The 20,280-nt window shown below is 63.2% G+C and carries 21 protein-coding genes and 1 pseudogene; 10 read left to right on the forward strand and 12 right to left on the reverse strand.

What is annotated here, in order from left to right; all coding sequences use genetic code 11:
- The first annotated feature begins 126 nt into the window (after positions 1–126).
- Positions 127–849, forward strand: a complete 723-nt coding sequence (locus AC1DWQ_RS01765) for a DUF4136 domain-containing protein (protein WP_477668101.1) — start codon at positions 127–129, stop codon at positions 847–849.
- A 16-nt stretch (positions 850–865) separates the two neighbouring features.
- Here the strand turns inward: AC1DWQ_RS01765 and AC1DWQ_RS01770 are convergent, their stop codons facing one another.
- Positions 866–1,714 carry a 2-keto-4-pentenoate hydratase gene (locus AC1DWQ_RS01770; RefSeq protein WP_477668102.1) on the reverse strand — a complete coding sequence of 283 codons (849 nt, stop codon included), beginning with the start codon at positions 1,712–1,714 and terminating at the stop codon, positions 866–868.
- 44 nt (positions 1,715–1,758) lie between these two features.
- Here AC1DWQ_RS01770 and pcp point away from each other — a divergent pair, with 44 nt between their 5' ends.
- On the forward strand, positions 1,759–2,439 hold the full coding sequence (gene pcp, locus AC1DWQ_RS01775) for a pyroglutamyl-peptidase I (RefSeq protein ID WP_477668103.1): 681 nt from the start codon (positions 1,759–1,761) through the stop codon (positions 2,437–2,439).
- Here pcp and AC1DWQ_RS01780 read toward each other — a convergent pair.
- Together AC1DWQ_RS01780 and AC1DWQ_RS01785 are read right to left on the reverse strand one after the other, a co-directional pair.
- Entirely contained in the window at positions 2,432–2,704 is a 273-nt protein-coding gene (locus AC1DWQ_RS01780; protein WP_477668104.1) for a hypothetical protein, read from the reverse strand. The two genes, pcp and AC1DWQ_RS01780, sit on opposite strands and share 8 nt — an antisense overlap.
- 41 nt (positions 2,705–2,745) lie before the next feature.
- Entirely contained in the window at positions 2,746–3,162 is a 417-nt protein-coding gene (locus AC1DWQ_RS01785; RefSeq protein ID WP_477668105.1) for a hypothetical protein, read from the reverse strand.
- 177 nt (positions 3,163–3,339) lie between these two features.
- Here AC1DWQ_RS01785 and AC1DWQ_RS01790 point away from each other — a divergent pair, with 177 nt between their 5' ends.
- The 3 genes from AC1DWQ_RS01790 to AC1DWQ_RS01800 all read left to right on the forward strand — a co-directional run bounded on the left by AC1DWQ_RS01790 (position 3,340) and on the right by AC1DWQ_RS01800 (position 5,805).
- Positions 3,340–4,245 carry a delta(1)-pyrroline-2-carboxylate reductase family protein gene (locus AC1DWQ_RS01790; RefSeq protein WP_477668106.1) on the forward strand — a complete coding sequence of 302 codons (906 nt, stop codon included), beginning with the start codon at positions 3,340–3,342 and terminating at the stop codon, positions 4,243–4,245.
- 125 nt (positions 4,246–4,370) lie between these two features.
- Entirely contained in the window at positions 4,371–4,793 is a 423-nt protein-coding gene (locus AC1DWQ_RS01795; protein ID WP_477668107.1) for a universal stress protein, read from the forward strand.
- A gap of 127 nt (positions 4,794–4,920) precedes the next feature.
- Positions 4,921–5,805: an alpha/beta hydrolase gene (locus AC1DWQ_RS01800; protein ID WP_477668108.1), complete on the forward strand. Its 885-nt coding sequence runs from the start codon at positions 4,921–4,923 to the stop codon at positions 5,803–5,805.
- A gap of 72 nt (positions 5,806–5,877) precedes the next feature.
- Here the strand turns inward: AC1DWQ_RS01800 and dcd are convergent, their stop codons facing one another.
- Positions 5,878–6,450 carry a dCTP deaminase gene (gene dcd, locus AC1DWQ_RS01805; protein ID WP_457279872.1) on the reverse strand — a complete coding sequence of 191 codons (573 nt, stop codon included), beginning with the start codon at positions 6,448–6,450 and terminating at the stop codon, positions 5,878–5,880.
- A 297-nt stretch (positions 6,451–6,747) separates the two neighbouring features.
- Between dcd and AC1DWQ_RS01810 the strand changes: the two genes are divergently transcribed.
- From AC1DWQ_RS01810 to AC1DWQ_RS01820, 3 genes and pseudogenes are all read left to right on the forward strand, one after another.
- Positions 6,748–8,964, forward strand: coding sequence for a PAS domain-containing protein (locus tag AC1DWQ_RS01810; RefSeq protein WP_477668109.1), 2,217 nt, complete (start codon positions 6,748–6,750; stop codon positions 8,962–8,964).
- Between the two features lie 135 nt (positions 8,965–9,099).
- A pseudogene (locus AC1DWQ_RS01815) lies at positions 9,100–9,234 on the forward strand (acetamidase/formamidase family protein); the annotation flags it as partial.
- Between the two features lie 116 nt (positions 9,235–9,350).
- On the forward strand, positions 9,351–10,037 hold the full coding sequence (locus tag AC1DWQ_RS01820) for a hypothetical protein (protein WP_477668110.1): 687 nt from the start codon (positions 9,351–9,353) through the stop codon (positions 10,035–10,037).
- Here the strand turns inward: AC1DWQ_RS01820 and guaD are convergent.
- The 4 genes from guaD to AC1DWQ_RS01840 all read right to left on the reverse strand — a co-directional run bounded on the left by guaD (position 10,034) and on the right by AC1DWQ_RS01840 (position 13,610).
- The gene (gene guaD / locus AC1DWQ_RS01825) at positions 10,034–11,326 is read right to left on the reverse strand and encodes a guanine deaminase (protein WP_477668111.1); all 1,293 of its coding nucleotides are present in this window, start codon (positions 11,324–11,326) and stop codon (positions 10,034–10,036) included. The two genes, AC1DWQ_RS01820 and guaD, sit on opposite strands and share 4 nt — an antisense overlap.
- A gap of 106 nt (positions 11,327–11,432) precedes the next feature.
- On the reverse strand, positions 11,433–11,795 hold the full coding sequence (locus AC1DWQ_RS01830) for a 6-pyruvoyl trahydropterin synthase family protein (protein ID WP_457280955.1): 363 nt from the start codon (positions 11,793–11,795) through the stop codon (positions 11,433–11,435).
- A gap of 23 nt (positions 11,796–11,818) precedes the next feature.
- On the reverse strand, positions 11,819–12,454 hold the full coding sequence (gene queE, locus AC1DWQ_RS01835; protein WP_477668112.1) for a 7-carboxy-7-deazaguanine synthase: 636 nt from the start codon (positions 12,452–12,454) through the stop codon (positions 11,819–11,821).
- Positions 12,455–12,725: 271 nt separating this feature from the next.
- Complete coding sequence (locus tag AC1DWQ_RS01840) at positions 12,726–13,610, reverse strand: LysR substrate-binding domain-containing protein (RefSeq protein ID WP_477668113.1); 885 nt, start codon at positions 13,608–13,610, stop codon at positions 12,726–12,728.
- A gap of 133 nt (positions 13,611–13,743) precedes the next feature.
- Here AC1DWQ_RS01840 and AC1DWQ_RS01845 point away from each other — a divergent pair, with 133 nt between their 5' ends.
- Entirely contained in the window at positions 13,744–14,148 is a 405-nt protein-coding gene (locus tag AC1DWQ_RS01845; protein WP_477668114.1) for a tautomerase family protein, read from the forward strand.
- A gap of 12 nt (positions 14,149–14,160) precedes the next feature.
- On the opposite strand, the gene AC1DWQ_RS01850 is transcribed toward AC1DWQ_RS01845, so the two are convergent.
- Positions 14,161–15,453, reverse strand: a complete 1,293-nt coding sequence (locus AC1DWQ_RS01850) for a YbfB/YjiJ family MFS transporter (RefSeq protein WP_477668906.1) — start codon at positions 15,451–15,453, stop codon at positions 14,161–14,163.
- Between the two features lie 101 nt (positions 15,454–15,554).
- Positions 15,555–16,529 carry a LysR substrate-binding domain-containing protein gene (locus AC1DWQ_RS01855; RefSeq protein WP_477668115.1) on the reverse strand — a complete coding sequence of 325 codons (975 nt, stop codon included), beginning with the start codon at positions 16,527–16,529 and terminating at the stop codon, positions 15,555–15,557.
- Positions 16,530–16,650: 121 nt separating this feature from the next.
- Here AC1DWQ_RS01855 and AC1DWQ_RS01860 point away from each other — a divergent pair, with 121 nt between their 5' ends.
- On the forward strand, positions 16,651–17,964 hold the full coding sequence (locus AC1DWQ_RS01860; protein WP_477668116.1) for an MFS transporter: 1,314 nt from the start codon (positions 16,651–16,653) through the stop codon (positions 17,962–17,964).
- Here AC1DWQ_RS01860 and AC1DWQ_RS01865 read toward each other — a convergent pair.
- Together AC1DWQ_RS01865 and AC1DWQ_RS01870 are read right to left on the reverse strand one after the other, a co-directional pair.
- Positions 17,922–18,974: an adenosine deaminase gene (locus tag AC1DWQ_RS01865; RefSeq protein WP_477668117.1), complete on the reverse strand. Its 1,053-nt coding sequence runs from the start codon at positions 18,972–18,974 to the stop codon at positions 17,922–17,924. The genes AC1DWQ_RS01860 and AC1DWQ_RS01865 overlap by 43 nt on opposite strands.
- A gap of 106 nt (positions 18,975–19,080) precedes the next feature.
- Positions 19,081–20,235, reverse strand: coding sequence for a BMP family ABC transporter substrate-binding protein (locus tag AC1DWQ_RS01870; protein ID WP_477668118.1), 1,155 nt, complete (start codon positions 20,233–20,235; stop codon positions 19,081–19,083).
- Between the last annotated feature and the right edge of the window lie 45 nt (positions 20,236–20,280).

The following is a 20,280-nucleotide window of genomic DNA, read 5'->3' on the forward strand; positions in this document are numbered from 1 at the left end:
TACTGGCCTTTCCGGCCCGCTGCGGCACCTGCCCCAAAGCCCGGTCCGCTGTCAGCGCATGCGCCGACTTTACTTGAGCGGCCCCCCGCCGTGGAACAAAATTGAACCTTGGTGTATCCATTCGTCATGACTACTTTTGCCCACCCAACGCCCGCGGGCCCCGGCACCCAGGGCGGCGCCATTTCCGTGTTTTTCCCGCTGCGCCTGGCGCTTGCGTTGCTGCTGGCCGCGCTGCTGACGGCCTGCGCCAGCCCCATCACCACCCGCGTGACCAGCTTCAACCAGTGGCCGGGCGATACGGCGGGCGCCACTTTCAGCTACATCACGCCGGTGGACACGACACGGCAGCTGGAACAAGCCACCTATGAGGGCTATGTGCAGGCCGAACTGGAGAAACGCGGCCTCAGGCGCGCGCCGGAAGGCCAGGCAGGGCGGCTGCAGGTTGACGTAGCGGCCAGCAGCCGCAGCGAAGAGAAAACCTTTCTGCAGCCGGTTTACCAGGACAACTTTGTCTTCCTGCCGCCTTACCGCGACGCCGCGGGCCGCGTATACGCGGGCGGCTGGGTGCCCGACCCTTTCGGGCCGCGCTATGTCGGCGACAGGCCGCTCAACATGACGATTTACACCAACAGCCTGCGCGTGCGGTTACTTGACACCCAGGGCACGCCACCCGGCAAGCCGCCGCGCACGGTGTTTGAATCGCGCGCTGTGTACGAAGGCGGCAGCGGCGACCTTCCGCTGGTCGTGCCTTACCTGGTTCGCGCGGTGTTTGACAACTTTCCCGGCCAGAACGGCCAGGTGCGTGTCGTGAAGTTCGACAGCGAAACCGGCGCGGTGATCAAAAAATAGGCCCGGCGCGCGGCGCTTATTCGAACCGGACCGTCAAGCCCTTGAGCGAGCCGGCCACCGGGCCGGACGCTTGCAGTTCGGTATGCCAGGTCTGCCCCGCCTGCACCGGCCAGGCGTCAGTCAGCGTGCCGGTGGTGATGACGTCGCCGGCCCGCAAAGCCGGTGTGCCGGGCGTGGCGCGCAATTCCTGTACGAAATGCAGCAGCGCCTCTACAGGACCGTCCAGCACATTGGCGCCCTCACCTTCATCTTTGAGCACCCCATCGCCGTAGAGCTTGAGCCGCAGGCCCGCCAGGGCTTGCATGAGTGCCGCGGGCGCCAACCCGTCGGGCAGCTTCACGGCATGGCCCACCAATAACCGGCCGTGCAGCCCGCCGTCGGCTACCGCCTGCGCAGCCGTGAACTTCCATCCCGGGAAATGCGTGTGCACGATCTCATAGCCGTGCGCGACCCAGTCTATGGACGCAATCAGTTCTGCCGCCGAACAATCGGTCGGCGGCGCTTCGCGCAGGCCGAACACCACCTCGGGCTCAATGCGCGGTTCACACAGGCCTTTGAGCGACAACACTCCCTCGTTGGGCCCGGAGGCATCGACACGCGCCAGGCTGCTATGCCACACCGTGCCCCAGATGGGGCCATAGACTTCATAACGCGGCCAGATGGTGCGGTTGGTAAAGCCAACCTTGTAGCCTACCGGGCTGTCGCCCTGCGCGCTTCGCGCGGCGCGCACGGCCAGCGCGGTGGCATAGGCCAGCGGCACGTCAGTTGGCACGGTGGCGGGCCAAGGCAACGGGCTGGCTTCAAGACGGGCGCGGGTGAGGTCGGTGGCCAGCGCGGAAATGTCCGGATGGGTTGGGGTATTCATGGAGCCATGGTAGCCAAAACACCGCCGTCCTTCACAATGGTGGCATGCGCACAGCCCTTTCCGCTTCTTCGCTACCCCGTGTCCTGCTCACCGGCTTCGACCCCTTTGGCGACACCGGGCACAGCGGCTTGCCCCTCAACCCCAGCTGGCTGGCGGTACAGGCGCTGGGTGGCAAGCGCGTAGGCGGCCACCTCCTGGTGGCGGCGCAATTGCCCACCGTGTTTCAGGCCTCCATCGCAGAACTCATCCGGCTGCTCGCGCTGCATAAGCCGGTACTGGTGATCTGCGTCGGCCAGGCGGGCGGGCGCAGCGCGATTTCGCTGGAGCGCATTGCCATCAACGTCAACGATGCCCGTATTCCCGACAATACCGGCGGCCAGCCCGTCGACACGCCGGTCGTGGCGGGCGGGCCGGCAGCCTATTTCAGCAGCCTGCCCATCAAGGCCATGCTGCAGGCGCTGCAGGAGGCGGGCGTGGCTGCCGAGGTTTCGCAAACCGCCGGCACCTTTGTCTGCAACCACGTGTTTTATGCGCTCATGCATGCCCTGACCACAAAGCGCGGCTTCAGGCGCACGCGTGGCGGTTTTATCCATGTGCCCTATGTGCCCGAACAGGGTGCGCCCAGCTTGCCGCTCGATGAGATCGTGCGCGGGTTGCGGCTGGCCATAGCGGCGGCGCTGGCCACACCGCACGACATCGTCAAAGGCGCCGGGGCCGTCAATTAACGTCAGGGTTAGCGTCTTGCGCGCCGGCATTCTGCGCGGGCATGGCAGGCTCATTGCGCAGCAATCGCCACAGCAGGAATGTGCCAATCACGGCGTTACCCAGCGCAAAACAGGTGACCAGCACCGTGGCCCAGGCATTCAAGGGACGGTTATGTACCACCCAGGCCAGCAAAGGAGACAGCCCGTTGAGCACGAGCATCAGCCAGAACAGGGGGTTTCGCGGCTGGTAAAGACGCAACAGGCGTGACATGTCCATCGCGGCCATACTAACCGCACCGGCCGTAAGACCTTCCGATGATTGCTGAATCAGCGGATGGCGAAGGACGCCGGCATAAAGCCCTGTGCAGGCTGCATTGGCAGCATGCTGCTGACAGTGGCGCCTGCTGCGTTGCTGGCCATCACACCGCCGGACTCCCCCGATGAATCGGCCACAGCCTGACCCTTTTGCGCGCTGGTGATGACGGGCGGCAAGGCTGAGGCGGCCGCGACGCGGGCCTGCTGGATACAACCCTGGCGGGCGGCACCGGCGGTGTTTTCGATGCACTGCGCAATCGCCTGCACTTCAGCCTGGCGCTGATAGTCGCGGATCCTGGCTTTGGCGACTTGCCCGTCCGCCACAAACGCGAAGGCTGCCAGCTGGCAAACAAACACCAGCCCAGCCGCTACCCAGAGCAGCGTCTTGTAAGGCATTTTGTCGAATTTTTGCAAGTGGTCAGAAAACATGGCAGGCCTCCCTGTGAACCTGTTTTCATCCTAGGGAAGCGTTTGCGGTTTCCATCCAGCACTTTTCCCGGGAATATGTAGGATAAAAACCTTTCATTTTTTTACGCGACGTAACGCGGGGCACCGACACCCCCTCGTCTCGCCCTCCCACTTCCTTCCCCGCTTTACCATCGCCCCATGACGCCCACCCTGCTAAACCCCGCCCAGACCGCCGCCCGCCTGCCTTACCCGTTGCTGGTCAGCGAGCTGACGCACCTGCTCAAGGACAGTTCCGTCCAGGTGCCGCCGCGCGTGGTGCAGCCCCTGACTGGGGGCGGCAGCCTGTTTGTGATGCCGGCGCTGGACGCCCGCACCGCGATCACCAAACTGATCACCTTCACGCCTGGCAATGCCGGCACCGGCCGACCCACTATCCAGGGCGACGTTGTGGTGTTTGACGTGGCCACCGGCAGTCGCCGGCTGATGCTCGACGGGCCCACCGTCACCGCCCGGCGCACGGCAGCCGTCTCACTGCTGGCCGCGCAGCGGCTGGCGCCCAACACGCACGGCCCCATGCTCATCGTCGGTGCCGGTGTCCAGGGACTTGCGCACCTGGAGGCTTATGCCGAAGGCCTGGGCGTACACGAATTTCGCATCGCTTCGCGCAGCTACGCCAGCGCCCAGGCCCTGGTGCAGCATGCAGAGGCGCTGGGCCTGATCGCCCGCGTGGTGCACGACGCCGATGCCGCGCTGGCCGACTGCCCGCTGGCCGTTACCTGCACGCCGGCTGCCGCCGTAGTCCTCAGCGCGCTGCCCCGGCCTGACGGCTTCATCAGCGCCGTTGGGGCTTTCACCCCGGCCATGATGGAACTGAGCGCCGCGTTATGCCAATACTTCGCGGCGAAGGGTTCGGTGTTTGTCGACGCGGCTGATGCCATCCACGAGGCAGGGGACCTGCTGCAGGCCGGACTGGACGTGGGCCGCTTCGCCACACTGGCCGATGTGATCCGCCAGGACCTCAAAAAACCCGCCGGGCCAGTGCTGTTTAAAAGCTGCGGCTGGGCGGGCTGGGACTTGGCCGCGGCACGGACAGCGCTGGCTTGAACGGCGCCAAGTCGGCACCTGGATCCAAGCCATTTTCCCCGGACTGCAAGACGAAAACAGGCGCTCACCTACAGCGGCACGAGGGCGCTGGTGTTACGCTGATCCGATCACACCGGAGAAAAACCATGAAGATTCTGTTCGCCGCCGATGGCAGCAAGTACACCAAAAAGGCCCTGGCCTTTCTGGTGAACCACGATGAACTCGCCGGTGCCGAAGGCGAAGTGGTGGTGATCAATGTGCAGGCTCCCGTGCCGGGGCGCGTCAAGACCATGCTGGGTTCGGCCAACGTCACCGCCTACCACACCGAAGAATCGCAGAAGGTGCTGGCGCCGATCGAGCGCTTCCTCCAGCGCCACAAGATGGCGTTTAAAACCCTCGCCGTGGTCGGCTCGCCCACCGCCGAAATACTGCGTGCCGCCAAGCGCGAAAAAGCGCACCTTATCGTGATGGGCACACACGGCCAGGGCCTGCTCAGCCGCGCGCTGATCGGCAGCGTGGCCCAGCGCGTGGTCGCCGAGTGCGAGATTCCGGTGTTGCTGGTCAAGTAACAAGGTTCACCGAGGCCCAGTCCCGCCCCCGGCATCCGTTGAGCCGCTGCGTGAGAGCGCTTTCACGCGTCCGGGATTTACCGGATACTTGCCCTCACACAACAAGGAGCTCAAGATGGAGACAGGCATGGGGTTCAAGTCGATTCGCAAACTGCTGGGCTGGTTTTTACTGGCACTTGTTGCGGCTGGCGCACCGCTGTCGTTTGCCAGCGAGGTCACCGTCAGGTCCTTCAACTCAAAGGCCTTGAACACAGACTACCGCTACACCATTTACCTGCCGGACGGCTATGAGAGCGGCCGGCTGCGCTACCCGGTGCTGTTTCTGCTGCACGGCAACGGCGGCGACCACAATGACTGGCTGGTTAAAGGCCAGGTCCAGGCGACCATGGACACGCTGGTCAGGGAAGGCCGCGTCCAGCCGGCCATCATCGTGATGCCGGGCGGCGGCTCCACCTGGTGGGTGGACGGCAACAAGGACAAGGCCGAAACCGCGCTCATCAAGGAGCTCATCCCGCACATCGACACCAACTTCAGGACCATCACCACGCGTGAAGGCCGCATGATCGCAGGGCTGTCCGCCGGCGGTTTCGGCACGGTGAACGCCGTTTTCAAGTACCCGGAACTGTTTGTTTCCGCCGCGGCGTTGAGCCCGGCGATCTATTCACCGACACCCCCGGGCCACTCTTCGGCCATGCAGGTGGCACCGTTCCAGGCAGGCGGCAAATTTGACCAGGCCTCATGGGACCGCCTGAACTACACCGCCAGCTGGGAAGCCTACAAAAGCAAAAAAATCGTGGTGCCCCTGTACATCAACAGCGGCGACCACGACACCTTTTCCATTGCCTACCACTCGGCCGGCCTGTTCCAGAAATTGTTTGAATACCAGCCCAAGCTGGTGGAGTACCGCGTCGTCGATGGCGATCATGAATGGCCGGTGTGGCGCGACACCATTGGCGACGCCATCAAGTACATGAGCGGCTTTGCCAGCCGCCCCCAGGTCGCCAAGCCCTGAGGCTGTAGAGGGCAGAAACGAAAACGGACGCCCTTTGCAGGCGTCCGTCCAAATCAGTCGTGTAGATGTCCGTTACGCCTTCGGCAAGGTCACCCCAACCTGCCCCTGATACTTGCCGCCGCGGTCCTTGTAGCTGACCTCGCAGACGTCGTCCTTGTCGCTCTCGAAGAACAGCACCTGCGCGCAGCCCTCGCCCGCGTAAATCTTGGCTGGCAGCGGCGTGGTGTTGGAGAACTCCAGCGTTACATAGCCTTCCCATTCGGGCTCAAACGGCGTGACGTTGACAATGATGCCGCAGCGCGCATAGGTGCTTTTGCCCAGGCAGATGGTCAGCACATTGCGCGGGATGCGGAAGTACTCCATGGTGCGGGCCAGCGCAAAGCTGTTGGGCGGGATGATGCAGCTGTCGCCGTGGAAGTCGACAAAACTTTTCTCGTCGAAGTTCTTTGGGTCCACCACCGTGCTATGGATGTTGGTGAAGACCTTGAACTCGGGCGCGCAGCGGATGTCGTAGCCGTAACTGCTGGTGCCATAGCTGATGATTTTCTGGCCGTCCCGCTGGCGGATCTGGCCGGGTTCAAAAGGTTCGATCATGCCGTGCTGCTCGGACATGCGGCGTATCCATTTATCGCTCTTGATGCTCATGGGATGGGGCTCCTGTTGTGGCTGTGATTGTAAGTTGGGGTTGGAGCGCCACCCCCACTGACCGCCAGTCCGGAGACAGCCGGCCCTTCCTCACCAAGGGGCCTGTTGGCAAAAGCACGGGCTGAGGGCTATCGCTGCCCCACAATCCGATAAAAACGCCAGGGACGCATGGACGGGGAAAGTGCCGCTGGTCAAGACATCACATTCCGCGTAACGTTGCCCCTACGACGGGCACAGGTGCAAGCTGAAGTGCCGTTGTCCCCTATCTGAAGCCGGTTCATGCGAGGCGCCCCCACTATGAAAACAAGATCTACCCAGAACAAGGACCGTATTCTTGTCGTGGACGGCAGCCCCGGCATTCACGATGCCTTCCACAACATGCTTGTTGAAAATGAGAATGCGGGAGGGATATTCGAACTGGATGGTGCCCGCGACACACGCGAGGCGCTGGCCCTGGTACAACAGTCGCTTCTGGCTTCGCGTCCCTACTTCCTGGCATTTATCGGTGTTTCTGGTACGGCGGGAGGAATTTCGCTCGAAATGGCACCTCAAATATGGGCGCTTGATCCGGGAGTCCAGATAGTGCTGTGCGCGGAGCGGCTGGATCTTTCTTCTGATGCGCTGCGCGCAGCCATGGGAGCCACGAATAGCAGGTGGCTGGTGCTCAAGACGCCGCTTGATCCTGTAGAAGTCATCCAATTGGCGTACTCCCTGGCAGAGAAGTGGCATTTGCAACAACTCGCCGGGTCTCATCCAGGCGGGCACCCTGCGGCGGATGTTACGGAGAAGGGGAGCGCGGCGGCTGACTCCCAGATCAACGAGCAGGATTTGTTGCGCACGCTTCTGGACAACGCTCCCGATCACATTTATTTCAAGGATGCGCAGTCCCGCTTTCTCAAATGCAGCAAGGCACAGGCGCTACAGTTTGGGGCATCACCGGAGGAGCTGGTGGGCAAGACGGATCACGATTTTTTTTCCGAAGAGCATGCGCGCCCCGCATACGAGGATGAACAGGAAATCCTGCGCACAGGTCAGCCGATCATCGGCAAAGTGGAGAAGGAAACCTGGAAAGACGGGCGCGGTGAATCCTGGAAGCTGAGTACAAAGATGCCGCTGCGCAACAACGCCGGAGCCATCATTGGTACCTTCGGTATTTCCAAGGACATTACTGCCCTGAAGCAGACTGAAGCAGCGCTGGCGCACCACCATGATTTGCTGGCTACGCTGATGGAGAGCTCACCAGATTCCATCTTCTTCAAGGATCTGAAATCACGTTTGGTAAAAGTCAGCCGCTCGGAAGTTCACAACCTCCTGCGGCTATCGATCAGCCGCTATCGCGCAGCACATCCGGACATGGGTGAGGAGACACTTCCACCGCATTTGGCCAGTGTGGAGGAGTTTGAAAAGTATGTGATTGGTAAAACCGATGCAGACATTTACGGCCAGGACAGGGCGAGTGAATTTAGTCACGACGAAGAAGAGATTATCCGGACGGGGAAACCGATCCTCGAAAAGAGCGAAAAAACCGTTCATCCTGATGGGCGTGTCGTCTGGTACCTCACTACCAAAGGCCCCTGGAGAGACAGGAACGGCACACTGATCGGAACCTTCGGGACTTCGAAAAACATATCCGAATTGAAGGAAGCGGAACGAAAAATTGAAGAGGTTCAAGCCCAGCTGCTCACCACGGCGCGTCTGGCGGGCATGGCAGAGATCGCAACCAACGTGCTGCACAACGTGGGGAATGTTCTCAACAGCGTTAACGTGTCGGCCGAACTGATTGGCAGCCAGTTGCGGACGTCCAAGCTCAAGGGGCTCGCCCGCTCTGTGGGTTTGATGGACGCTCATACCGGAGATTTGGGGGAGTTTTTGACGCGGGACAGCAAGGGCAAGCTGTTACCCGCCTATCTGCGCGAGTTGGCGCGGACACTGGAGGCAGAGCATGAATCGATCGCGAAAGAACTCGACGCACTTTGCAGCAGTGTGGACCACATCAAACAGGTCATCGCGACCCAGCAATCATACGCAGGCACCCCGCGTGTCGTCGAATCCGCAAAGGTGGATGAGTTGCTGGACGACGCGCTGCGCATGAATGCGGATGCACTGACGCGCCACAAAGTGGATGTTGAAAAAAAATACGCAACGTTGCCCACCCTTTTGCTGGATCGGCAACGCGTTTTGCAGGTGCTGGTGAACCTGATCAGCAACGCCAAGCAGGCTTTTGGCACGATTGCAGACAGGCGCCCGTTCATTACGCTCCATGCTGTTTTGCTGGAAGGGCCCGTGCTGCGCATCACGGTGACAGACAACGGGGAAGGCATTGCACCGGAGAACCTGACACGCGTTTTCTCTCACGGCTTCACCACACGCAAAAACGGGCATGGCTTTGGCCTGCACAGCTGCGTTCTGGCCGCGCAGGAAATGGGGGGTAGCTTGCAGGTCCACAGCGACGGTACTGGAAAAGGCGCATCGTTCATCCTGGAGGTCCCCGTCGCTACCGCGGAGATTCATTGAACGCGGCAAAAAAAGCCGTTTTTTCCGCCCAGGCAGGGCTTGGGCCGGCCTAAAAGACATGCCCAGTCGCCAGTGCCGCGGCTGCCGCCCGTGTTTCCACGCCCAGCTTTTCAAAATGTGCTCCAGGTGCTTGTTCACGGCGGCGGCTTTTTGACCGACCATTTCCCCGAAGCGTAGAAATCGATCTGGGACTTCAAAGTCATGTTTACGAGTTCGCGCCACGTGCCGGGCGTGAACTTCGTCGGCCTGATTCACCCCGGCCTGATAGGCCGGAAGTCTGCCTGCCCACAGTCCCGAAAACCCGAAATCCTGGCCAAAGCGGGCCGTGGACCCACTCTGGCGGTGTGCTTAAATGGCGCATCACTACATGACAGGGGGAGTCGGCAATGAACTGCAAAACCTGGATGGGGATCGCCGCAGGGACCGTGCTGATGCTGCTTGGCGCCGGGGCACAGGCGCAGAAGATGCATCGCTGCGGCAACGTCTACCAGGACCGCCCCTGCGACACGGTGCAGCCGGGCACGGAAGTGCGCAATTTCGACAATGTCCCCCGACCCGTCGCCAGCGCGGGCACGGACACACAGTGCCGGCAACGCGGCATCGACTCCCAGAAAATTGTCTGGTCGCGCGAAGCGGGAGCGCTGGCGGAAAAACTCAGGGCCGCCGCCTATTCGGAAGAAGAGAAAACCCTGATCACCGAGGTCTACGGCAAACGCGGCACCGCGCCGGAAGTTCGTGCCAGCATCGAAGCCGACTGCATCGCAGCCAAGAAACATGCCCAGGAGGTTGCGGCGGCGCTGGCCGCCGTGGGAAAACTGCCCGGCAGTCCGGCGCCAGGCGTCGCGCCTGCGCGGCCTCAGGCCCTGGAATCCAGGGCCGTCGAGGCTGCGCAGGGCGGCGATGCCTCCTCGCTGCGATCCGCCGAATCGCAAAAGAAGCGTTGCAGCAGCATCAACACCAAAATTGAGGGCATCCAGAAGAGCCAGCGCAGCGGCGGCAGTGTGGCTGCCATGGAAAGCCTGAACCAACGCCGGCGCGACGCGGAAGCCGAACGCGACCGGGCCGGCTGCTAGGCTGTGCCGCCCGCCTGAGAAATCACGGCCTTTTCAATCACCCGGTCGTCACCCAGCACAATCAGTGCGAACAACAACTCGTCCAGGCTGGCGGCTTGCGCCGTCTTGCGCGCCAGCAGCGGCGTGGCCTGGAGGTTGAGCACGACGAAGTCGGCTTCGCAACCGGGCTGCAGGTTACCGACAACGCCTTCCAGGCCCAGTGCACGCGCCGCACCCGCCGTGTGCTGCCACCACAGGTGCTGCGGCTTGAGCGACAGGCCGGTTTTGGTCTGCCCTTCCCTTCCCACGTAGTAGGCGGCCAGCATGGTGTGGAAGGGGCTGAACGAGGTGCCGCCACCCACGTCGCTGGCCAGGCCATAGGGGAAACCGATGCGGTCTGCGCGTTCGTAGTCAAAAAAGCCGCTGCCCAGAAACAGGTTGCTGGTCGGGCTCACGGCTGCCGCCGTGCCGGTGCCGCGCATCAGGGCGCGGTCTTCGTCGTCGATGTGGATGCAATGCGCATATACGGCGCGCGGGCGCAGCAGTCCGAACTGTTCATAGACGCTGAGGTAGCTGCGCGCCTTCGGATAGAGCTGGCGCACCCAGGCGATCTCGTCCTTGTTCTCCGCCACGTGCGACTGGATCCACACGTCCGGGTATTTCGCGGCCAGCTCTCCGGCGCCGCGCAACTGCGCTTCGCTGCAGCTGGGCACAAAACGCGGCGTGATGGCGTAGCCCAGCCGGTCTACGCCATGCCAGCGCTGGATCAGCGCCTCGGTGTCCTGCAAGCTTTGCACCGTTTCGTCGCGCACGCCGTCCGGGGCATTCTGGTCCATCAGGCATTTTCCGGTCATGAGGCGCAGCTGGTTTTTCTGTGCCTCGGCGAACAGCGCGTTGACGGATTCCACATGCGAGGTCGCGAAGGCCAGTGCCGTGGTGACCCCGTTGCGAAGCAGTTCTGCTATGAAAAACGTAGCTGCTTGCGCACAGTGGTCCTTGCTTGCGAAGCGTTTTTCTTCTGGAAAAGTATAGTTTTCAAGCCAGGGCAGCAGCCCTTCGGCAGGCGAGCCGATCGCGTCCAGCTGCGGATAGTGAACGTGCATGTCGACAAAACCCGGCGCGATGAGGCGGCCCGGCAGGTATTCGGTGGGCACCTCGGCGAACTGTGAAACCAGCGCGTGGTAGCTGCCGACGGCTTGCACCACCTGGCGGCCTTCGGCATCGGGCCCGGTTACCAGCAGGCCATCAGCCTCATAAACGGCCTGCGCAGGCGCGGCAAAGTACAGGAGGGCGGCGCGATAGGCTTTCATGGCTGCAAGATTAACCCAGTCACCGGCGGGCTGAATACTCAGAACCCGATAAGGCCTATAGGGCTTATCAGGCTTTTTGAGCTTGCTGCCAGCCGGACGGCCGGGTTCAGCGGCTCACGCGGCAGCCGTCGCCCAGCGAAGCGCGCCAGACACGTACCGAAGTCAAGCCCGGCAGACGTGCGTCCAGCTTGCGGAAGATGAACTGGCACAGATTTTCGAGTGTAGGCGGGCCCAGATCTTTCACGTCGTCGAGCAGGTGGTGGTCCAATTCTTCGCGCAGCACCTCGATCTCGCGCCGCACCAGGCCGAGGTCCATCACCATACCGGTGGCCGCATCGGGCTCGCCAGCGACAAAAACCTCGGCGTTGTAGGTATGGCCGTGCACGCGCTTGCTGCTGTCGGCCTCGATGACGCGCTTCAGGGTGTGCGCCGCGTCAAAGTAGAAAGTCTGGCTGATCTCGCAACGCATGGGTTCTGGCGTGGGGAGCTTTTTCATCGGATGCCCGTGATTTTGTGGGTCTGCAGGCTCAGGCGCCAGGCCGGGCGTGCCATGCACAGCTGGATGCAGGTTTCGGTGTTCTGCTGCCGCTGCAGGTTGTCCATAGGCTGCAGGTAACGGTGCGTGAAGTCGGCAGCCTCAAGTTCGGCCAGGTCGAAACTTGGCTGTGGCCAGACGACCTTGAGCTCCTGGCCCGCGCGTTGCACCCAAGGTGCGCCGGCCTTGGGACTCACGCAGATCCAGTCAATGCCCTGGGGCGCGGCAATGGTGCCGTTGGTTTCCACCGCAATCTGGAAGCCGCGCGCATGCAACGCGGCGATCAGTTCGGCATCGACCTGCAGCAAGGGCTCGCCGCCTGTCATCACCACAAAGCGGTGGGCGCTATCGCCGACAGGCCACTGTGCTTCAATTTTTTGCGCCAGCGCATCGGCATCGGCAAACTTGCCGCCCAGCGTGCCGTTGGTGCCGACAAAATCGGTGTCGCAAAACTGGCAGACCGCCGTGGCGCGGTCCTGCTCGCGGCCCGTCCACAGGTTGCAGCCCGCAAAACGGCAGAACACCGCAGGCCGTCCGGCATTGGCGCCCTCGCCTTGCAGTGTGTAGAAAATTTCCTTGACCTGGTAGCTCATGGCGCGGCTTTCGCGCGGCCACAGCCGCAGCCCGCCACAGGCAGCAGCAGGGGCGAAACACAGGAGGGAGCGGGAGAAATAAAGCAGGAAAAACAGGCGCCCACACAAGCCGAAAGACCGGGGGTCGCGAGGTTTTTATACATGGTAGTCCTCTACATGGCCCCGGAAACAAAGCAAATGCCGGCGCGCCGAGGCAGCACGCAAGCCCTGATTTTAACGGTTCAGGGCCGATGGCGGGTTTTCAGGGGATTTGCGGGCAGATCAGGGCCGCTCAAGGCACAGGCATCTCATGCGCCTGCTGCTCCAGCCAGCCGCAAAAGGTGTCGAGCTTCGCATCGGCCTCTTCGCGCCGCCGGGCCACGTACTGGTAGGCGCTTTCGCCAAAGCCCAGCGGCGCCACCAGGCGGCCGGCGCGCACGTCGTCCATCACCAGGTGCCAGGGCGCTATCGCCACGCCCAAGCCGGCCACGGCCGCCTCTAGCGTGAAGTAGTAGTGCTCAAACTCCGGACCGTCCTGAATGGGGAGGGCAAGGCCACGCGACTCGCACCACATCTGCCAGGCATCCCGCCGCGTCTGGGTGTGCAGCAGCGGCAAGCGGGCCAGGTCGATCGCTTCGCGCACGTTCGCCCGATTGGCGAGGCCAGGCGCCATGACAGGGCCCAGGCGCTCCACAAACAGCGGCAGCAGCGTGGCGGACTTTTCGCTGCCCCGCCCGTCTACCGTGATGACGAGGTCGTAGCGGTCACGGTCCACACCGGTCACACGCTCGGCGGCGCTGAGCCGGACGTCGATATCGGGATGGCGCGCATTGAAATCAAAAAGACGCGGAATCAGCCACTTGACGGTAAAGGTGCTGAAGCAGGAGACGTCCAGCGTTCCGGCCTCGCTGCTGCGCACTTCACGCACTGCGGCTTCCATCTGGTCCAGCGCAGCGGCAAGCGCCGGCCACAGCCCAGCGCCGGCAGCGGTCAGTTGTGGCTTGTTTTTGGCACCCTCGAAGAGCGGCACGCCCAGGGACTGCTCCAGCTGGCGCACCTGCCGGCTGATGGCCCCGGGGGTCACCGACAACTCCTCGGCCGCAGCCGTCATGCGGCCCAGCCGGGCAGCGGCTTCAAAGGCACGCAGGGCATTCAAAGGTGGGAGATGGCGCTTCATCATTATGTGAGTTTATGGCACATATGACTTGCGAACAAATCGCTTTTCCTGACGGTCATTGATTGCCAGAATTCGAGACACCTCGGTGAAAGCTTCAATTCACTGCCATCTATTTAAATTGAGGAAAAATCACATGCCTTTTGTCCGCACCAGCGTCCACCACAGCACCAGCCCCCAGCAACGGCAAGGCATCGTCGACGGGATTCACCAAGCGCTGGTCGACAGCATTGGCATGCCTGAAGACGAGCTTTTTAATTCGGTCAGCAGCTACGATGCGCAGCAGTTCTTCTTCAACCGAAGCTTCAACGGCATGGCACGTTCAGAGCAACCGGTGGTCGTCGAGATCACGATGCGGCGCGGCCGCAGCGATGCGATGAAGCGCGCACTCTATGCGGGCATCGCGCGCAATTTAAAGACCAACGCCGGTGTTGCCGCCGATGACGTTTTCATCTTCATGCATGAAAACGACTATTCGGACTGGTCGGTGGGCGGCGGCAAGTTTGCCATGGCGCTGGTGCAACAGCCCGGTCCTAACTGATGAGCGAAGCGCTTACTTCTGCGCCGCTACGCCGCCAGACGGTAAAGCCGGCAGTACCGGATAAGCCTTCGCCATCCACCCATACACCACAGCGCCCACCAGCAGCGAGGCCGCCGCAATTTCCAGCGACATCGTGAAACCCGCGCCCGCGTTGGGTGTACGCCGGAGCAGCACGGCCACCAGCGGCGGGCCGAGGATCTGGCCGACACCGTATGTGGCTGTCAGAAGGCCCATGAAACTGGCGGCCGTGGCGGGTTTGAGGCGCCGCACTTCCTGCATCGCAAAAAAGGTGATGGCGGTAAACGGGATTCCCAGCATCAGGCTGCCCAGCGCAAAACCGGCGAGGCTGGGGCTCCAGAGGCTGGCCCCAATGCCCAGCGCCTGCAAAAAGTAGCAGCCGGCCAGCAGCAGGCGGAAGTCCTTGCCCGGCGGCAGGCGTGTGGCCAGCAGCGCACCCACCATGACGCCCAGGCCGAAGATGGGCCAGAACATGTCCAGCCAGGCTGATCCCGGCAAAGCCGCGCGCGCAATCACCGGCAAAAACGTGGCGGTGATGATGTAGCCGAAGCCCGCCAAGCCATAGGCCAGCGTGAGCAGGGTCATTTCGGCATGGCCGTGGTGCTGGGTCGCCGCAACGGGCGAGCCAGCGGCGCGCGGCGCCAGCGCGATGAGGCGCTCGTCGCCGCCGCGCAAGACATGCCACACCGAGGCTGTCAGCGCAAACGCCAGCACGCCGAAAATCATCCAGCCGGTGGCGGCTGTCCAGTGCCAAGCCACCATGCCAGTGGCAAACAGGCCGCTCACCACGATACCGGCGCCCGGGCCAACATAGATGATGCCGCCCATCGCGGGCACGCCGCGCCTGGCCAGCTGGGACAGGCACCAGCCCGACGTGAAGACGAACACCACCGCGCTGGTCACGCCCGCAGCAAACCGCAGCAGCGGCCATGCAGCCGGAAAATGCCAGCCCATGGCCAGCGTCAGCACGCCGGTGGCAACCAGACCGGCGCGCACCAAGGACGAATACGCCAGGTGCGGCAGCCACTTGAAGCGCGCCCACAGCCAGGGCTGCAGCGTGCAAAGAATCGCACCCAGCATGTAGCCGAAGTAGTTGGCGCTGGCCAGCCAGCTGGCCGTCGGCAAATCGACCACGCCATCGTTGAGCATCATCGGCAGCAGCGGCGTGAAGGCAAAGCGCCCGAGACCCATGGCTACGGCCAGTGCCACCAACCCAGCCAGTGCAATGGGCCAGGGGCTGTGCGGCGCGGGAGATGGCTCTTGGTGTTGCTGCGGCGTTACGGCCATGCCGGGATCCTTGCTTGATGGTTCAGTGGGGATCATACGTTTGCGCCTCTGCCCAGCCAGGCACCCACCGAATAACCCCCGCGCAAGACTGGGCAGCACCCTCAGCGGCGAACAGCGGCCGCGCGCTTTGCCCGCGGCGCGGACGGCGCCACCGGCTGCTGCTGCACCGCTTGCCGCAGCAGCGCCGCGAGTTGCGCCACCGGCGCTTCGGGCTCGGCCATCGCGCGGTACAGCGACAGCGTGATGCGCGGCAGCCTGGGCAGCCCGTGCGCCGCCGGCGCCAGCGCGTGCAAGGTGGCAGGCAAGCCGAGGGAAGTGCGCAGCGTGAGCCCCAGGCCGGCGGCAGCCGCGGCCCAGAGCGCCGCCAGGCTGGCGCTGGTGAAAGCATGCCGCCACGGGATGCCGGCCTGCTCCAGCGCGCCGGTGGCGATGTCGCGCAGCGGGCATGGCGCATCGAGCAGCACCAGCGGCAAGGCATCGCCGCGCCAGGCACCGCTCTGGCCGTTGGCTTGAAGCGCGCGGGCCCAGGCGGGAAGGTCCTCACCTTGCGCCGCGGCGCCCAGCCATTGCAAGGGCAGGTTCAGCAGCGTCTCGCCATGCGGCAATGATGAGGGCTCGCCGGCGTCCCATACCAGGGCCAAGTCCAGCTGGCGCAAGGCCAGCCGTTCGCGCAGTTCGGCACAGCGCGTCATGCAGGCTTCGATGCGGACCTTGGGATGGGCGCGCGCGAAGCGGCCCAGCACGCCGGGCAGCAAGGTCTCGCCGAAATCTTCCTGCAGGCCCAGGCGCACCCAGCCCTGCAGATCCGCGCCGCGCAGGGCCGCCGCGGCTTCCTCGTTGAGGTCCAGCAGGCGATGCGCGTAGGCCAGCAGGGTTTCGCCCGCGTCGGTCAGCGCCAGACCGCGGCCGGCCTTGCGGAACAGCGGCGTGTCGGCCTGCGCTTCAAGCTTCTTGAGCTGTGCGCTCACGGCGGACGTTGAGCGTCCCAGCCGGTCGGCGGCCTTGGCATAGCTGCCCAGTGCCATGCCGGTGGCAAAGGTGCGCAACACGTCGGGGTCAAACAGGGGCCGGGTCATCTAATCATCCTTTTTATTGGAACTATTCATCCAATATTTTCTGATTTTCAGAATGATTCTAACTTTCTACACTGGCTCCGTCTTCTCGTTTTTTCATCCTCCACGCCCAGGAAATCCCTCCATGCCCAGCTCCCCACATCCCCTTCCCGGCCCGCAGCATCGCTGGAAGGTGTTGGGCGTCGGCGTAGCCGCCAACGCCAGCTTTTCAGTGGCTTTCAGCGGCCTGCCCATGACCGCCATCTTCATGCGTTCGGGCTACCAGCTCGACAACACCTCGCTGGGCCTGGTGCTGGGCCTCATGGGCCTGGGCATCGCGGTCAGCGAACTGCCCTGGGGCCTCTTGGCCGACCGCTGGGGCGACCGGCCCGTGCTGCTGCTGGGCCTGAGCGCGACGGCGGCGGCGCTGGCGGCGATGGCACTGTTCGCGGCGCCCACACCCGGCCACATACCAGGCCTGCCACTGCTGGCTGCCGGCCTCTTGCTGGTGGGCCTTTTGGGCGGCAGCGTCAACGGCGCAAGCGGGCGCGCCATCATGTCGTGGTTCCAGAGCGGCGAGCGCGGCCTGGCCATGAGCATCCGCCAGACCGCCGTGCCGCTGGGCGGTGGCCTGGGCGCGCTGCTGCTGCCGGCGCTGGCGCTGCATGCGGGCTTCGCGGTGATCTACGGCTTGCTGGCGCTGCTGTGTGCGGCCACGGCCGCCCTCGCCTGGCTATGGCTGCATGAGCCGCCTCCCGCTGCCGCACAGCAGACCATCGCCTCGGTACCCGGAGCGGATGATGCTACCGGCGGCCCGCTGCGCGACCCACGTGTCTGGCGCATCGTGGCGGGCATAGGCATTCTGTGCGCGCCGCAGTTCGCGGTGCTGTCCTTTGGCACGGTGTTCCTGCATGACTTCGCGCACTGGGGCGTGGCCGCGATCACCACCGCCATGGTCAGCGTGCAGGTCGGCGCGATGGGCATGCGCGTCTGGAGCGGCCACTGGACCGACAGGCACCAGAACCGCCGCGCCTATTTACGCACCTGCACCGTGTTGAGCATTGCATTGTTCGGCGCGCTCGCGGCGCTGGTGACCTGGGCGGGGATGCGGCCCGTGGTGCCGGCCGCCATGGGCATCGCGTTGCTGGCGCTACTGGCGGCCTGCGGGATATGCGTATCGGCCTGGCACGGCGTGGCCTTTACCGAACTCGCGACGCTGGCCGGCGCGCGGCGTGCCGGCACCGCCCTGGGCATGGCCAACACCAGCGTGTTCGCGGTGTGTTTTGTCACGCCCTTGAGCCTTCCTTACCTGCTGGCCTGGCAAGGCTGGGCCATGGTTTGGGGTGTGGCCGGCCTGTGCGCGTTGGTGGCGCTGCCGCTGCTTGCGGCCGGTGCGCCGAAACCGGTGCGCGGCACTCAGTTGAAGGCTTCGAAGCTTTCGTTAAGGCGGTCCACATAATGCGCCTTCGCCGAAGCGTCGATGAAGCTCGCCTCAAAGCTGTTGCGTGCCAGCACGTAAGCGTGCTGTGCATTCAGTCCCGTCGCGGCAAAAGTCTGCGTGAAGTTCTCATTCATGTAGCCGCCGAAATAGGCCGGGTCGTCTGAATTGACCGTGGCTACCAGCCCGGCATCAAGCAGCTCACGCAGGTTGTGGCTGGCAAGGTCCGGGAACACACAGAGCTTGAGGTTGGAGAGCGGGCAGACCGTGAGCGGAATGCGGTCTTGCGCCAGGCGCTGCATCAGCGATGCATCACGGCTGGAACGCACGCCGTGGTCTACACGCTCCACCTTGAGCACGTCAAGCGCCGTCCAGACGTATTCGGGCGGGCCTTCCTCGCCGGCGTGGGCCACCAGGTGAAAACCCAGCTCACGGCAGCGCGCAAACACGCGGGCAAACTTCTCGGGCGGGTTGCCGACCTCGCCTGAGTCAAGCCCGATGCCAATGAATTTGTCACGGAAGGGCAAGGCCTGCTCCAGCGTTTCAAACGCGTCTTCCTCACTGAGATGGCGCAGAAAGCACAGGATCAGCGAGGCGCTGACGCCCAGCCCGGCCTGCGCGTCCACACAGGCACGGTGCAGGCCGTTGATGACCGTTTCCATGCTGACGCCGCGTGCCGTGTGCGTTTGCGGGTCAAAAAACATTTCGGTGTGCACCACGTTGTCAGCGGCAGCTTTGCGCAAGTAGGCATCGGCCATATCGTAAAAATCCTGCTCGGTGATGAGCACACTGGCGCCTGCGTAGTAGATGTCGAGAAAGCTCTGCAGGTTGGTAAAGGCATAAGCGCTGCGCAATTCTTCAACGCTGGCATAGGGAATGTTCACGCCGTTGCGGCGGGCCAGCGCGAAGATCAGTTCGGGCTCAAGCGAGCCTTCGATATGCATATGCAGCTCGGCTTTGGGCATGCTTTTGAGCAGTTCGGGCAGGCGGTCTGCGGACACGGGTTTTACATTGAATGGTGCGGGTGTCATGTCAACTCCAGAAACAAAAAAGCTGCCCGAAGGCAGCTTTGAAACTACGTTGCGAGCGCTCCGGCCCGGGAACTGTTGCCCAGGCACGGCGCTCTGTCCATTATCCTCAGTTGCCGGGAACCTTGCCTTCGACACCCTTGACGTACGTCTTCAGGCCGCCGAGAAATTTGTCGTCCGCCACCACATCCTTGGCCAGCAGTTCCTTGCCGGTGTTGTCGGTGATCGGGCCTTTCCAGATCGAGAAGCTACCGTCCTTCAGGCCGGCCTTGACTTCTTCGACGCGTTTTTTGGTGTCGTCCGGCACATCGGCTGCAATCGACACGATGTCGATGGCGCCTTCCTTGACGCCCCACCAGGCAGCGGTGTTGCCCGTCCATTTGCCCTCAAGCGCCTCACCCACGGACTTCACATAGTACGGGCCCCAGTTGATGATGGCCGATGCCAGGTGGGCCTTGGGGCCGTAGGCGGTCATGTCCGAATCCCAGCCGAAGGCGCGTTTGCCCATTTTTTCGGCGGTCTGCAGCACGGCGGACGAATCAGTGTTCTGGAACAGCACGTCGGCCCCGCCATTGATGAGCGCCGTGGCGGCTTCGGTTTCCTTGGGCGGGTTGAACCATTCGTTGACCCACACCACCTTGGTCTTGACCTTGGGGTTGACCGACTGCGCGCCCAGCGTGAAGCTGTTGATGTTGCGCACCACTTCAGGAATCGGCACCGAGCCGACCACGCCCAGCGTGCCGGTCTTGCTCATCTTCCCCGCGATCACGCCGGCCATGTAGGCACCTTCGTAGGTGCGGCTGTCATAGGTGCGCATGTTCTCGGCCTGCTTGTAGCCGGTGGCGTGTTCGAACTTCACACCCTTGGTATCGGCCGCAACCTTGAGCATGGGCTCCATGTAGCCGAACGTGGTACCAAAGATCAGCTTGGCGCCGTTATTGGCCATGTCGCGGATTACGCGCTCGGCGTCGGCCGACTCGGGTACTTTCTCGACGAAGCTGGTGACGACCTTGTCGCCATAGGCTTTCTCCACAGCCTTGCGGCCATTGTCGTGCGCAAAGGTCCAGCCGCCGTCGCCCACAGGGCCTACATAGGCAAATGCGATTTTCAGGGGCTCGACCTTGGCAGGCGCTGCCGCCGCTGGCGCGGGTGCGGCAGGCGCCGCTGCCGGCTCTTCCTTCTTGCCGCAGCCCATCAGGGCTGCCCCAGCCACAGCCGACAAGGCCGCCAGCTTCAGCAGGGAACGTTTTTGCAGGTCAGTCATGTGAACTCGCTTTCGTTTTTAGGAAATGACATTGAAATGAAAAGT

It is taken from the genome of Polaromonas sp. P2_G11 (assembly GCF_056403595.1).

Bases quoted from the DNA above. Each gene is read 5' to 3' on its own strand.
- AC1DWQ_RS01765 (WP_477668101.1), top strand. From the start codon at position 127: ATGACTACTTTTGCCCACCCAACGCCCGCGGGCCCCGGCACCCAGGGC.
- AC1DWQ_RS01770 (WP_477668102.1), bottom strand. From the start codon at position 1,714: ATGAATACCCCAACCCATCCGGACATTTCCGCGCTGGCCACCGACCTC.
- pcp (WP_477668103.1), top strand. From the start codon at position 1,759: ATGCGCACAGCCCTTTCCGCTTCTTCGCTACCCCGTGTCCTGCTCACC.
- AC1DWQ_RS01780 (WP_477668104.1), bottom strand. From the start codon at position 2,704: ATGGCCGCGATGGACATGTCACGCCTGTTGCGTCTTTACCAGCCGCGA.
- AC1DWQ_RS01785 (WP_477668105.1), bottom strand. From the start codon at position 3,162: ATGTTTTCTGACCACTTGCAAAAATTCGACAAAATGCCTTACAAGACG.
- AC1DWQ_RS01790 (WP_477668106.1), top strand. From the start codon at position 3,340: ATGACGCCCACCCTGCTAAACCCCGCCCAGACCGCCGCCCGCCTGCCT.
- AC1DWQ_RS01795 (WP_477668107.1), top strand. From the start codon at position 4,371: ATGAAGATTCTGTTCGCCGCCGATGGCAGCAAGTACACCAAAAAGGCC.
- AC1DWQ_RS01800 (WP_477668108.1), top strand. From the start codon at position 4,921: ATGGGGTTCAAGTCGATTCGCAAACTGCTGGGCTGGTTTTTACTGGCA.
- dcd (WP_457279872.1), bottom strand. From the start codon at position 6,450: ATGAGCATCAAGAGCGATAAATGGATACGCCGCATGTCCGAGCAGCAC.
- AC1DWQ_RS01810 (WP_477668109.1), top strand. From the start codon at position 6,748: ATGAAAACAAGATCTACCCAGAACAAGGACCGTATTCTTGTCGTGGAC.
- AC1DWQ_RS01820 (WP_477668110.1), top strand. From the start codon at position 9,351: ATGAACTGCAAAACCTGGATGGGGATCGCCGCAGGGACCGTGCTGATG.
- guaD (WP_477668111.1), bottom strand. From the start codon at position 11,326: ATGAAAGCCTATCGCGCCGCCCTCCTGTACTTTGCCGCGCCTGCGCAG.
- AC1DWQ_RS01830 (WP_457280955.1), bottom strand. From the start codon at position 11,795: ATGCGTTGCGAGATCAGCCAGACTTTCTACTTTGACGCGGCGCACACC.
- queE (WP_477668112.1), bottom strand. From the start codon at position 12,454: ATGAGCTACCAGGTCAAGGAAATTTTCTACACACTGCAAGGCGAGGGC.
- AC1DWQ_RS01840 (WP_477668113.1), bottom strand. From the start codon at position 13,610: ATGAAGCGCCATCTCCCACCTTTGAATGCCCTGCGTGCCTTTGAAGCC.
- AC1DWQ_RS01845 (WP_477668114.1), top strand. From the start codon at position 13,744: ATGCCTTTTGTCCGCACCAGCGTCCACCACAGCACCAGCCCCCAGCAA.
- AC1DWQ_RS01850 (WP_477668906.1), bottom strand. From the start codon at position 15,453: ATGGCCGTAACGCCGCAGCAACACCAAGAGCCATCTCCCGCGCCGCAC.
- AC1DWQ_RS01855 (WP_477668115.1), bottom strand. From the start codon at position 16,529: ATGACCCGGCCCCTGTTTGACCCCGACGTGTTGCGCACCTTTGCCACC.
- AC1DWQ_RS01860 (WP_477668116.1), top strand. From the start codon at position 16,651: ATGCCCAGCTCCCCACATCCCCTTCCCGGCCCGCAGCATCGCTGGAAG.
- AC1DWQ_RS01865 (WP_477668117.1), bottom strand. From the start codon at position 18,974: ATGACACCCGCACCATTCAATGTAAAACCCGTGTCCGCAGACCGCCTG.
- AC1DWQ_RS01870 (WP_477668118.1), bottom strand. From the start codon at position 20,235: ATGACTGACCTGCAAAAACGTTCCCTGCTGAAGCTGGCGGCCTTGTCG.